Annotated in this window: 11 protein-coding genes and 1 pseudogene; 7 read left to right on the plus strand and 5 right to left on the minus strand. The window is 68.9% G+C overall.

Annotation, left to right across the window (positions count from 1 at the left end; genetic code table 11):
• Positions 1–214 precede the first annotated feature (214 nt).
• Positions 215–1,417 carry an IS630 family transposase gene (locus IF20_RS30775; RefSeq protein ID WP_456113442.1) on the minus strand — a complete coding sequence of 401 codons (1,203 nt, stop codon included), beginning with the start codon at positions 1,415–1,417 and terminating at the stop codon, positions 215–217.
• A gap of 291 nt (positions 1,418–1,708) precedes the next feature.
• On the minus strand, positions 1,709–2,620 hold the full coding sequence (locus tag IF20_RS30780; protein WP_052868674.1) for an SDR family oxidoreductase: 912 nt from the start codon (positions 2,618–2,620) through the stop codon (positions 1,709–1,711).
• A 337-nt stretch (positions 2,621–2,957) separates the two neighbouring features.
• Between IF20_RS30780 and IF20_RS30785 the strand changes: the two genes are divergently transcribed.
• Positions 2,958–3,533 (plus strand): TetR family transcriptional regulator, encoded by a 576-nt coding sequence (locus IF20_RS30785; RefSeq protein ID WP_234426884.1) that lies wholly within the window; start codon positions 2,958–2,960, stop codon positions 3,531–3,533.
• Between the two features lie 649 nt (positions 3,534–4,182).
• Here the strand turns inward: IF20_RS30785 and IF20_RS30790 are convergent.
• A complete protein-coding gene (locus IF20_RS30790; RefSeq protein WP_052868676.1) occupies positions 4,183–4,458 on the minus strand; it encodes a hypothetical protein in 276 nt (91 codons plus the stop codon).
• 149 nt (positions 4,459–4,607) lie between these two features.
• On the opposite strand from IF20_RS30790, the pseudogene IF20_RS40170 reads away from it, so the two are divergent.
• Positions 4,608–4,954 (plus strand): annotated as a pseudogene (locus IF20_RS40170) (NF041680 family putative transposase); the annotation flags it as partial.
• A 65-nt stretch (positions 4,955–5,019) separates the two neighbouring features.
• Complete coding sequence (locus tag IF20_RS30795; RefSeq protein WP_052868677.1) at positions 5,020–5,979, plus strand: alcohol dehydrogenase catalytic domain-containing protein; 960 nt, start codon at positions 5,020–5,022, stop codon at positions 5,977–5,979.
• A 160-nt stretch (positions 5,980–6,139) separates the two neighbouring features.
• On the opposite strand, the gene IF20_RS30800 is transcribed toward IF20_RS30795, so the two are convergent.
• Entirely contained in the window at positions 6,140–6,682 is a 543-nt protein-coding gene (locus tag IF20_RS30800; RefSeq protein WP_110944699.1) for a GNAT family N-acetyltransferase, read from the minus strand.
• Between the two features lie 545 nt (positions 6,683–7,227).
• Between IF20_RS30800 and IF20_RS30805 the strand changes: the two genes are divergently transcribed.
• Both IF20_RS30805 and IF20_RS30810 read left to right on the plus strand, forming a co-directional pair.
• Positions 7,228–8,790 carry an FAD-dependent monooxygenase gene (locus IF20_RS30805; protein ID WP_052868678.1) on the plus strand — a complete coding sequence of 521 codons (1,563 nt, stop codon included), beginning with the start codon at positions 7,228–7,230 and terminating at the stop codon, positions 8,788–8,790.
• 283 nt (positions 8,791–9,073) lie between these two features.
• Positions 9,074–9,619, plus strand: a complete 546-nt coding sequence (locus tag IF20_RS30810) for an AAA family ATPase (RefSeq protein ID WP_110944689.1) — start codon at positions 9,074–9,076, stop codon at positions 9,617–9,619.
• A gap of 370 nt (positions 9,620–9,989) precedes the next feature.
• Here IF20_RS30810 and IF20_RS30815 read toward each other — a convergent pair whose 3' ends face one another.
• Complete coding sequence (locus tag IF20_RS30815; RefSeq protein ID WP_052868679.1) at positions 9,990–10,952, minus strand: MerR family transcriptional regulator; 963 nt, start codon at positions 10,950–10,952, stop codon at positions 9,990–9,992.
• Between the two features lie 1,038 nt (positions 10,953–11,990).
• Here IF20_RS30815 and IF20_RS39410 point away from each other — a divergent pair.
• Both IF20_RS39410 and IF20_RS30820 read left to right on the plus strand, forming a co-directional pair.
• A complete protein-coding gene (locus IF20_RS39410; protein ID WP_199896812.1) occupies positions 11,991–12,263 on the plus strand; it encodes a hypothetical protein in 273 nt (90 codons plus the stop codon).
• Between the two features lie 248 nt (positions 12,264–12,511).
• A complete protein-coding gene (locus IF20_RS30820) occupies positions 12,512–12,823 on the plus strand; it encodes a trypco2 family protein (protein ID WP_052868680.1) in 312 nt (103 codons plus the stop codon).

Raw genomic sequence — 12,823 nt, forward strand, 5'->3', positions numbered from 1 at the left:
GGCGACCTCGGCGTCGAGGACACGCATCGCATCGAGGACACACATCGCATCGGACACCCGCCACCGCGGAACGTGTTGATCTCGACCGCGGCATACGCTCAAGGCCCCGCGGCGTACCCAGCCCGCGCGCCCAGCCCGCGTGCCCAGTCCGCCCGCTTCCGCCAACATCACGCGCGGTTCTTAGTGGTCGGCTCCGAAAGTCCTTCGGGGGTGATCATGCTGTCAGGGCGATGGAGGATTCTTGGTTCGGTCGGCAGTTGTGTGTCGGTCGAGCCGGGCCAGCAGATCGGCCAGGTCGGAGGTGGTGAACCTTCCACTGGAACGGCTGTGCCGCGGCGTTGTAGCGGCCTTCGAATGCTCGAAGCCGGTCCCGGACCTGGGGCAGGTGTGTGAAGTCGTTGGGTGAGACGACCTTGCGCTGGACGATCGAGAAGAAGATCTCGACCTGGTTTGTCCATGGGGCGTGGACGGGGGTGCGGGCCATGACCGCGTTCGGAAACGCCTTGGTCAGGCGGTCGATTGCCTTCTTTTCCCGGTGAGAGGAGCCGTTGTCGACGATCCAGAAGACGGGTCTGGCACTGGCGTAGGGCTCGGTGGTCATGACCTGTTCGACCAGGGCCATGAACGGCGCGATGCCGGTGGTGACCTCGCAGCGGCCGAAGACTTTCGTCCGGTGGGCGTCGTAGGCGGCCAGATAGGCCACGGCACCGCCGCGGCCGTAGGTGTGGTTGACGCGCATCGCCCTGGCCCGGCCTGGGGCCAGGGCCGGGTGGCAGCGGCAGCGGGCCTGGATCGAGGTCTTCTCGTCGCTGGAGACCACGTATTCGTCCCCGCCGAGGGGTTCGCCTTCGTAGGTTCGGGCGTACAGGTCAAGAACGCGCTGGGCATTGGCGCGGAAGTCCGGGTCCCGGATGAAGATCCAGGACTGGAACTGCCAGGGCTTGAGCACGTCCTGGCGCAGCCAGCGGCGCACGGTGGACGCTGAGACGGTGTCGGTGACGCCGCGTGAGGTCAGTTCGGCGGCCAGTTCCGGGCACGACCAGCGTGCCAGCGGCACCCCGGTCTCGGCCGGGAGCTGGCAGGCCAGGGCCTTGGCCTCGGCGACCTGCACGGAGGTGAAGCGGGCCGGGCGCCCGCTGCGTTTGCGGTCGGCCAGGGCCGGCAGGCCGCCGTCGGCGAACCGGCCCCGCCAGGTGCGCACGGTGTCCACGTACACTCCCACCTCGCCAGCGATCTGCGCGTTGGATCTGCCCGGGTCGCCATGAGCACGATCTGTGACCGGACCCTGGCCTGGTACGGAGTCTTGTGACCGTAGGCCGCCTTCTTCAACCGTTGCCTTTGTGAGGCGGTCAGGGATATAGGGCAGGCGGTGGCAACAGGCAAGGCAGGCAGGCCGATCAGTAGAAGTGGATCTTATCTGCGGGAGTGAGCAGCGCCCGCGCCCCGACGACCGGGCAGGTTGGACGCATACTCACCGTGTCGGAGTCGTCCAACTCCCCCTCACCCAGAACCTGACCGTCCGTGCCCGCGGCTCCTGGCCCAGCTCGCGGGCCTGGACGTCGGTCACCGCGGCAGTTCGCCTCTGCCGACAACTGGCTGACGGACGGACCCGCCGGCCCCGGCTTGCCCCGGCTAGGAACTGCGGCCTCTGCACGACCCGGACACCCCGAGGACACCGACGACGGGTGCGCGGATGGGTGTGAGGGGGTCAGGAGGCCGGCGTGGCCAGGTAGTCGCCGTGCTCCAGGTCTTCGAGCAGTGTCGGATGGGTGGGAGACCAGCCGAGCAGTTCCTGTGTGTGAGTACTGGAGACGGGGGCGTCGAAGCCGTAGACCTTGGCCATGAACGGGCTGGCGTAGTGCCCGGCGGCCTGGTCGGGGGTCAGGGAGACCATGGGCAGGTCCAGGCCCCGGGCGATGGTCTGCGCGATGCCCTTCATGGTGACGCCGTTTTCGGCGACTCCGTGCAGCATGCTGCCTGCAGGAGCCTTCTCCAGTGCCAGGCGGAACAGAGCCGCGGCGTCGAGCCGGTGCACTGCGGGCCACCGGTTGGCGCCGTCGCCGACGTAGGCCGAGACGCCGGTCTTTCGTGCGGTGGCGATGAGCATGGGGATGAAGCCGTGGTCTTCGGGGCCGTGGACGGTGGGAGCGAGGCGGACCACGCTCGCGCGTACTCCCCGGGCGGCGAAGTCCAAGCAGGCCCGCTCGCCCGCGATGCGGAAGGCGGCGAGCCCCGCCGTGTCGGGCTCGTCCTTCTCCGTGGTCTCCCGGCCGGCGGGCATGACCAGCGTGCCCGAGGTGATGACGAGCGGCTTGCCCGAGTGCTCCAGCGGCTGGCCGAGGGCCTCGATCGCGGTCCGATCGCGCCTCATCATGTCGTCGAGGTCGGAGAAGTCCCCGCCGTAGGCCATGTGCAGGACGCCGTCGGCGGCTTCGGCGCCGCGGCGCAGGCTGTCGTGGTCGTCCAGGGAGCCGCGGTGTGGTGTGGCGCCCAGCGCCTCCAGCCGGGTGGCGGCGGCATCCGAGCGCGCCAGACCAGTGACGTTGTGGCCGGCCGCGATGAGCTCGGTGACGACGGCGGGGCCGGTCTGGCCAGAACCGCCGGTGACGAAAATACGCATGGAAACGCTCTCCCTGTGGGCGAGTGCACCGGGGCCGCCGAATGGGTCCAGTGCGGGTGAGGCGGGAATGGCCTGCCTATCGAGGGCAGCAGCGCACCGACGTGTCGCATGCGCGTCCTGTCAGAGCCGACGAGGGGGAGGGAAACCTGGTCACCTCGACGGTGTTCGGGCCGAAAGGCCGGGGCCGCTGCCACCAGCGGCGAACAACCTTCCACTTAGCGCCAGTCACTGGCGCTAAGTGACGCCAGTCACTGACTTTACGTAGCGCCAGTCACTGGCGTCAAGCGGTGTCAGTCACTGGCATATGCGGTATCTTCGAGAGGTGCCACGAAGCGGAATGGATGCGCGCCGCCGCCTGAAGCAGGCGGCTCTGGAGCTGTACCGGGAGCGTGGGTTCGATCAGACCACCACGGCTGAGATCGCTGCCCGGGCGGGCGTCAACGAGCGCACGTTCTTCCGGCATTTCCCGGACAAGCGCGAGGTGCTCTTCGACGGCGAAGCCGACCTGCGCGCCGCGCTGACACAAGAGGTCGCCGACGCCCCCGATGGCCTGCAGCCACTCGGCGTCCTGCTGTACGCATTCCGGAAAGCCGGACGAATCCTTGAGGACAACCGCCCGTTCTCCGAGCCACGGCTAGCGGTCATCGCCAAGACCCCAGCCCTCCGGGAGCGTGACTTGGCCAAGGCCGCAGCCCTCACCGAAGCCGTGGCGGAGGCGCTACGTCAGCGCGATGTCCCCGACCGGCTGGCCAGCCTGGCCGCACACACCGGCTGGGCCACCTTCCACCACGCCGCCCAAGCCTGGATCGACGACCCCGCACAGAGCTTGGACGTACATCTCCTCCAAGCCTTCGACGATCTGCACGCCCTCTCCGCGACCGTCCCACCGGAACAGGCGCGGCCTGAAAGCTGATACCGCTCCGCCCGCGACGACCCATCGACGCAAGCAAACGGCAGCGTCCGGAGTCAACCCCCGAAGGACTTTCGGAGCCGACCACTTAGGAACCTCGCGCGCGAGGAGCTCGGCCGTGGTCAAGGTGTCTCGATGGGCTTCCGCTCACCACGCAGCTTCGTTCCCCAAGGTCACGTCGGCGAAGCTACGTTCCCCAAGGTCTCGTAGGCAAAGCTTCGTTCCCCGAGGTCACCGTGCCAGCCGCTTACGGCGATCCGCTGCGCTCACGTCCGTCGGTCATGCTGCCGTTGCGGGCGGGAGCCTCCGGCGCATGGAATGAGCGGCCAGCCGAAGGCTCCCTCGGCGCCTGTTGGGTGGTACTTGTGGTTCCAGGCGCCGGACGACGAGCGGGGCGGAAGGCATCCGCAGCCGTTACCAGCGGTTACCCGACTCGTCGGCCGTACATTATGCACGCTTCCTGCCCAAGATTTTCCTCAATGAGGACGCGCCTGACGGCGTCAGCGCCTCGGCGTACCCCTGAGCAGTGCGATTCACGGGCTCGGGAGCGAGTTGTGTTTCACGCGCCAGCAGGTTGTGTTTCCACGCGCCAGCGGGTTGTGCTTCCACGCGCCAGCAGGTTGTGCTTCCACGCGCCACTGGCGAGCATCTCCTACGCCCCTTCGAGAGCACGGGTTATCTGCTGGAAGTCCGGCGAGGTGAAGTTGCCTGCACTCAGCGCGGCGTTGCGGAGTGAGCGCGGCCGCACGACGCGTTGATGGGTGATCAGCTCTGGGACGGCCACCTGCCAGGCCGTTGCCACTCGCCCCAGCACAATGACCGCGTCGCGTCGGATCGCCTGACGGACGAGGTCGAAGGTGAAGGCTTGGGATGGCAACGTGACCGGCAGAATACGCCACGCCTCGGAGTGGTAGCCGTGGAACCGCACGGCGATCAGTCGCTGAGCAAGGTCTTCATAGGTGTAGCCGAGTGGCAGAAGTCCGCGGAGCGTTCGGCGCCACCAGCGGCCGCCCGGCTGGTCGCTGACATCCCGTGCCAGGAAGTGGATCGGGACCCCCGCGGGCGCCGCTGTGTTGTCAAGCGCCAGACAACTGGACCTGGCTGATCATCGCCGCCTACACCTAGCTCCGCCTTGCGCGCCCCCCCTTGCCATCGACCTGCGGCGCCCTTGGGAACGGCCCGTCGCCACGAACAGGCTCACCCCTGCCCGGGTCCGCCGCGGGTTCCGACACCTGGGCACGAAGATCTCAACGCCGGCCGGAGGCCTGAAACCCTCCAGGCCCGGCCCCGGACGCCCTCCTGGATCAAAGAATCGCCGCCCCGCCGAACGCTACGACGTGGGCCTGCTCCTGGTCACCGGCCGGCGCACTCCACCGCCGACCACCCACCACAAGATCGGCACCGAACCACGCCGCAGTGGATGAACGGCAAGCTCACTGTCTCACGCCCCACTCGCAGCCTTATCAGTGCCCGGCCGTAGAGTGCGGTCATGCGGGCTGTAGTGATCGACTCCGACGGGCAATTCCATCTGGAGCAACGGCCGAACCCGGTGCCGGGGCCAGGAGATGTGGTGGTCCGCGTGCACGCCGCGGGTCTCAACGCCGCCGACCTCCAGCAGGCACGGGGGGACTATCCGGCGCCGCCGGGCTGGCCGACCGACGTGCCCGGCCTGGAAGTCGCCGGTGAAGTCGAGCACGTGGGGAGCGCTGTTACCGGGTTCTCCCCCGGAGACCGAGTCATGGCGCTGGTCGGTGGCGGCGGTCACGCTGAGCGGATCACCGTCCCTGCCGATCTTCTGCTTCCGGTGCCCAATGGCCTGTCCTGGCAGGAGGCCGGCGGCTTCCCGGAAGCCTTCAGCACCGCCTGGGACGCCCTGATCACCCAGGCCCAAGTCCGGGCAGGCGACCGTGTACTCGTTACCGGGGCGGCAGGCGGCGTGGGAACGGCCATGGTGCAGGTTGCCGCAGTTTCCGGAGTGCATACCGTGGCAAGTGTGCGCCGTCCCGAGCTTCACGACCAGGTGAAGGCGCTCGCCCCGGACGGCACACACGTCGACGTCGTCACTCCCGCCGAAGAGGCGCAGCATGGGCCGTACGACGTGATCGTGGAACTCGTCGGCGGACAGGACTGCCTGCAACGGGTCACCCTGCTACGCAGCCGCGGCAAGGTCCTCATCGTCGGCGTACAGGCCGGCGCCACAGTCCCGTTGCGCATGTTCGACCTCATGCTGGTACGCGGCCATCTGATCGGAACGACCATCCGCGGCCGCACGCACGCGGAAAAAGCACTGCTCGCCGACCTCGTTCGCACCTCGGTCCTTCCCCTGCTCGCCCACGGTCGCCTGCGAGTCCCCGTAGACACGGCCTTCTCCCTCGACCGGTACGCCGATGGCTATGCCCGGCTCGCCGGCCCGGGCAAGTTCGGCAAGGTCATCCTGACGTGCGGATGACAGCGCGCTGTCGAATGCGGCCTCAATGGCATCAATGGCCTCAAGAGACCATCCGCCGCGCCAGGTCGCGGCGACCTTGCCGAGGTCGACATCGAGCCGTGGCCACCAGCTACGACAGCAATTGGCGGCCGCTATAGGGCCGCCGTCCTCGTTGTCCACATCAACGAGTGGTGGTGAGGTACTCGTCCGACGACAACTCGAAGACCCGGACTCGCCGACCGCCGGTGGGATGGACGGTCTCACGGACCGGATGCATCCCCATTTTGGTCATGATCCGTTCGGAGGCGTCGTTGCCCACTTGAGTGATGCTGACGATCCGCTCCAGTCCTCGCTCTTCGAACGCGAACCGTACAACGGCCGCAGCGGCCTCGGTGGCCAAGCCCTGCCCCCAGTGGGAACGACCCAGCCGCCAGCCGACCTCGACCGCCGGCAGTACCTCCGGCAAGAAGTGCGGCACCGAAAGGCCGGTGAACCCGACCAGCTCGCCAGTGGACCGGATCTCCATAGCGAACAGGCCGAAGCCCTGTGACTCCCACTCGCGCTCCCATGCCCGGATCCCGTCACGGGTCTGCTGCTCGTCACGGACGCTGCCGTCACGGATCCACCGCATGACCTCGGGGTCGGCGTTGATGGCAGCCATGGGCGCAACGTCTTCCTCGCGCCAGCGACGCAGGACCAAACGGGGAGTCTCAAGCGTGACCATCCCATCATTCTGGATCACTCATGGCCTCTCCACCATCGTCACCAGGCACTCTCGATACAAGCCCTGGCGCAGTGCCGGTGACATGCGTCCGGGCCTGCTCCGGGGCCGGCCATGGTCCGGCTCGTGCCGGTGGATTCCTGAGTGACGAGCCGGCCGAGGCGTAACGGTCGCGGGGGCCGCGCGCCGTGCGGGCCCCGCTTTCCCGTGACCTGGTGGCGACGTCCAGGACGTCGGAGGGCTCCCGGTTCTCGGAGCTGGAGCGGTTGCGCCTACCCGCCACGGACCTGGCCGCTGCCGGCCGCGTCCGCGCCCCGGTCACAGAGCGCGCCGGCGCGGGGCGTGCAGCGCGGAGCTTGCAACGCTGACCGCCTGACCTCCCGGCCACCTGATCGAGCCGTCGAGGGCCGGCCGGGTCCCCGGCGGAGGCGGGTGAGGTAGCTGAGGACGTGCGCGGATGGCCCGCTTTCCGCCCCTCCTCGCGCGGCTGGCTCCTTGACACCGCGGCGGCTTTTTGGCCTTTCCGGCCCTCGGTGATAGTGAGCGCCATGGACTATGACGTAGTAGTGGCCGGAGGCGGCCCGGTCGGACTGATGCTGGCCTGCGAGCTCCGGCTCGGAGGCGCGCGGGTGGCCGTCCTTGAGCGCCTCACCGAGGTGGACCCGACGATCAAGGGCGGGGCGATCACCACGCCCAGCGCCGAGGTGCTCTACCGCCGGGGCCTGCTGCCCGCGCTGGCCGAGGTGCAACGGCGGGCGATGGAGCGCTTCCAGGCGTTCATGCGTGAACAGAACGGCGGGGACGGAGGCGGGGCTGCGGGTCAAGGACTCGGGATCGTCGGGCACTTCGCCGGGATCATGCTGCGCGCCGACCTGGTCGATCGTACGGAGCCGGGCCTCGGCGACGCCGGGCCCGCCGGCGAGATCGCTTTCGTGGCGCAGCAGGACATCGAGCGGCTGCTCGGCGGGCGGGCGGACGAGCTCGGCGTCGACGTGCGCCGGGGAGTGGAGCTGACCGGCTTTGACGCGGACGACGGTGCCGTCACCGTGCGGACCAGCCATGGGGCCATACGCGCCGGCTGGCTCGTGGGCTGCGACGGCGGCCGCAGCGCGGTCCGCAAGCTCGCGGGGTTCGAATTTCCCGGTACGGACCCGGAGATCACCTGTCACCAGGCGGTCGTGGAAATGACCGGCGCCGAGGGCCTGAAGGTCGGCTGGACCGCCACGGACACCGGGGTGTACGCCTACGGGCCGATGCCGGGCCGCGTTGTCACCGTGGAGTTCGACGGTCCACCGGCCGACCGACACGCGCCGGTCACCGCCGAGGACCTCCAGGCGCGGCTGCGTCGCGTATCCGGCGTGGACGTCACGATCACCGGGGTGCGGACCGCGACCCGCTTCACCGACCACGCCCGCCAGGTCACCGAGTACCGCAAGGGCCGGGTACTGCTGGCGGGCGACGCGGCGCACGTGCACTCCGCGTTCGGGAGCCAAGGGCTGAGCCTGGGGATCGGCGACGCGATGAATCTCGGCTGGAAGCTCGCCGCGGTGATCGGCGGCCGGGCCCCGGAACGGCTGCTGGACACGTACACCTCAGAGCGGCACCCGGTCGGTGCGTGGGTCCTGGACTGGACCCGGTCCCAGGTCGCGGCCATGCGCCCGGACCCTCAGTCCCGGGCCTTGCGCGAGATCGTCAGCGACCTCGCGGGGACGGTCGTGGGCACCACGTATCTCACCGCGCGGCTCAACGGTGGTGGGGTGCGGTACGAGTTGCCGGGCGAGCACCCGCTGACCGGCCGCAGTACCCCGGACCTCGAACTCACCGACGGCTGCCGCCTCGCGGACCACCTCCACGGCGGCCGGGCGCTCCTGCTGGACCTCACCGACGACCCGGAGCTCCGGGCCTTCGCTGCGGGGTATGCCGGCCGCGTCGACACCCTGACGGCCGGCTGCCCGTCCCGCCCGGAACTGGCGGCGGTCCTCGTCCGTCCGGACGGCTTCACGGCCTGGGCGGCCGACGCGACGGGGCAAGCGCCGACGTCGACGGCCGGGCTGGCGGAGGCGCTGAAGGAGTGGTTCGGAGTGCCCGAGGGTGCGGTGAGACCGGGCTGATCCGCCGCCCTGCTGACTGACGCTTTCGGACGCTTTCTCCATGAAGAATGCTTTTGATGTTGGTTGAGGGCGGGTGCGGCGCGGGTGGTGTCGCCGATCCGGCGGCGGTGCGCGGCCGGCAGACGGGCGCGGTGGTCCACGACCTGGCGGGGGACATCGAGCGTGGCAACATGGGTGACCAACGTGGCCTCTGGTGGTTACGGACATGACCTTGTGATGAGACCTGTCCTAGCAGTGGCCTCACGGCAGTTCTGACTCAGGTGCATCACGACGGGGGTCAACAGTGCAGGAGCTCGATTCCGCGGTCGTGCTCGTCACGGGCGTCATGGCGTCCGGGAAGTCCACCATCGCCCAGCTGCTGGCCGAGCGGCTCCCACGCTCCGTGCACCTGCGCGGCGACGGCTTCCGGCGGATGATCGTGTCCGGTCGCGAGGAGTTCACGCCCCGGCCGACCGCCGAGGCCAGGGATCAGCTGCAACTGCGCTACCGGGCATCCGCTGTGGTCGCAGACCTGTACGCACAGGCGGGGTGGACCGTCATCGTCCAAGACGTCGTCCTCGGTGAGTACTTGGACGCCTACCTCGACGCCGTGACGACAAGGCCCCTGTATCTGGTCGTCCTTGCCCCCGGCCCCGAAGCAGTCACAACGCGTGAGGCCTGCCGGCGCAAAAACGGCTACGGCGGCCCCTGGACGGTCGACATCCTCAACGACGCGCTGCATCGGGACACCCCACGCCGCGGGCTCTGGCTGGACACGTCGAACCAGACACCCCACCAAACCGTCGATCAGATCCTCGCCGACCTCGCCACGGCTCGTATCGTCGGCTGAAAGAGCCCATCACAAGGCCGCTGAGGAAAACCTCACCGACTCGACACGAGCCGATTCCACCCGCGGCCGCCGCACCCACCCGGTGTGGCGGCCGCCCGCACCCCAGTCCCCGGCCCAGCAGCAGCCCGGGGCCCTCACCGTCCTGGACGAAGCCGGGATCGAGGACCCGGTCGTCTTCGAGGAGGACCCTGCACGTCAGCGCCACCCCGGCAGTCCACCGCCAGCTCCTCGCCCGCTGCCAACCCCTCGACGGCACTCAAGGCGCTCCAACCGTCCCGGCACAGCGAAAGGCCCGACGCGAATTCGACAACAGGGTCAGCGCCCTTGTTCCGACCGAACCGTGATCGTCGCCAACAGCTGTACCGATGTGTCAAGGCCGGTGGGCGTTGTCGCCGAGCCAGGCCAGGACCTGGTCGGCATGCTTGTCCGGCGGGAAGATCGGGTAGAAAACGTGCTCGATCACGTCGTCTTTGATGATCAGCGTGAGCCGCTTGTACAGCGTCAGCCCGCCTGTGGTGAAGGTGGGAAGGTCCAGCGCCTGGGCCAAGCGCCGTGCGGGGTCGGACAACATCTGGAACGGCAGGCGGAGCCGCTCGGTGACCTCACGTTGGTAGTCGCTGTCCTGGCTGGAGAGGCCGTACACCCTGGTCGCGCCGGCCGCGAGCAGGTCCTGGTGGTGGTCGCGGAAGCCGCATGTCTCGGCGGTGCAGCCACGGGCGCCGGGGATGGAGTCCCAGCCCTCGGGCAGATCGGTGCCGGGGCGGCCCGTCAGCGGGTAGATGTAAAGCACCGTGCGGCCTGCGCCCAGCGCGTCCAGGCTGATTGTGGCGCCGTCGGTGGCGTGGAGTCGCAGCTGCGGCATTCTCGCACCGCGCAGGTGGGCAGCAGCGCCGTCGTCCTTGGGAACGGGCAGGTCGGCAGGCAGGCTCGTGTAGTCGGTCATCGGTTCCTCTCCTTCGGTAGCCGGTGCGAAGCGGCTGTTGCGGTGAGCGGCCTCGTGCAGGTGCGCCATCAGTACCGCCCGGCGGGCGGTGAGGTCATCGATCCGCTGCGTGAGCTCATCAATGGCGTCCCGGTACCCGGCCAGCGCGGCCGGGCAGTCGTCCGCGTGCCGGTGTCCCAGGGCCAGGCATTCCAGGAACGGCCGTGTCGCCTCGACAGGGATGCCGAGGCGACACAGCGTCCGGATCTCCTGCGTGAGCCGTACGTCGTGCTCGTCGTAGTCCCGGTAGCCGTTGGTCAACCGCACCGGCGCGAGCAGCCCCAGCGATTCGTAGTAGCGCACCGCCTTGGTCGTCACACCCGCTCGCCGGGCCAGCTCACCGATCCGCATGCCTCTCACCTCGAAGAACGCTAAACCTTGCCCTTGAGGGTAAGGTCAAGCGCTTCGCGGGGATGCCTGCACGCCCCGCAGACGAACACAGCCGCCCGCTGGTTCCGGCGTTCTCACTGCTTTCACGAAGCCCGCCATGGGTCGAGGCGCTGTGCGCGCTCATCGACACCACCCGGCCACGATCGTTCTCACCGATAACCGCTGTCCCGATGTCCCCCCGAGGCCGGACGACGACATGGACGCTGTGCATGAGCGGGTCGTATGCCTCACGCTGCTCCGGCCCGTCAGTCGCTGGTCCTCATCGGCGATACACGCTCGTCCGGCGGCTGCCGGGCGCCCCGGATCACCTCGCAGGACCTGGCCCACCGTGCTGGAGGTCGTCGACGTGCTGGAGGTCGCCTATGTGCTGGAGGTCGCCTACGGGCATGTCCGGCGGCTCGTGGACTGCGCGACCGGGGGGAGCTGCTCGTTCGGCACGGCGGCGTGGGCGCCGAAAATTCCCATCAGATGCGACCCGCCATCTTCACCGAACCCGCCACACCCGCGCAGGAGGACGCTTTCTCCCGGCCCGCGCACCGGGACGTTCACCTCCTACGCAGCTGCGGTCCGGCGCAGTGCCCGCGCGGCGGTAGGCGCGCTGCTCGTACACAGACGCGGGGCTCCGGACGCCGGGAGGCCGCCGGAGCACCCAGCCGTCGACGGGTGTGCGTCACGGCAATGGTCGCCGGTACCGACGGCCGAAGACAGCCGACGACAGCCGAAGACGGCCGATCCTGCAGACTCTCGACGAACCAGATGACCTCTCACTATCGCCGGCACCCGGTCGAACGCCTGGGTGCCGAACACTCACGCCCAGTGCGCTGGCCGTACAGCACGGCGCATCATCAACTGTCGCGCCTCCGAGCGGACCACCGAGTCACTGCAGGCCGCTCTCAGCGTGCGGTAGCGTGCGTTCGCCCCGACACCGGGCCACACCTTCACGCACCACCACTACGCAGCGCCGAATCGCTTCGGCGGCGCCTGAAAAAAGGGGGCACTATGACGTATTCAGTCACCGAGCAGCAACGTGCACTGGGCGCAGTGATCGCGTTTGCCCGGCGCCACCTCGACTCCAACGAGGCCGATGCCGAAGCGTTTGCCCCCGGCGACCGTCACAGCCAAATGGCACACCGCGTTGCCGGGCTGACGAAAACCCTCCAACTCCTCCTCGAAGCAGCCGAGCCGCTGACCGCACCGATACCCGCACCCACTGCAAGGCAACGCGAAGATGCGTCCTGCACGAAGTCACCTTCACAGGGACCATCCGACTGACAGGCCGTCGCCGGACCGCTGGCCACGAACTGAGATCAGGGCGCGCGCAAAAGGTACGGCTCCGAGGCTGTGCGCCACGTCCTCAGTCGCTCGCCCCCGCAGCGCGTCAAGGTAGGACGAGTTCGTCCCGCATACGAACTCCGTCCCGCCTACGAACCCCGTCCCGCCACCGAAACTCCGACCCGCATACGAACAAGGTGGCCACCTGGCAGACTTCTTGATATCGACGTACCTGGAGGCAGCGACTGATGAGCGATCCCGACGGCGTGCCCCTGGCCGACTACATCCGCGTACTCCGCGAACAGTTGGAGACGGCGCAACAGGAATCGGTCGGCCGCGGAGTCAAGTTCGGCGTCGGGACCGTAGAGCTGGAGTTCGAGGTCACGATGACGAGAGAGGCAAGCGGGCGCGGCGGGCTGAAGCTGTGGGTGGTCGAGGCGGGCGCCGACGGTAGGCGCAGCGGCGGCCGGACGCAGCGCGTGCGGATGACCCTTACGCCTACCGATGACGCCGGCCGGCCGCTGTCGGTCATCGACCGGCTGCCCGAACTCCCGCGCTGA

Source organism: Streptomyces niger (assembly GCF_000718305.1).
In the GTDB taxonomy this organism is placed as follows: domain Bacteria; phylum Actinomycetota; class Actinomycetes; order Streptomycetales; family Streptomycetaceae; genus Streptomyces; species Streptomyces niger.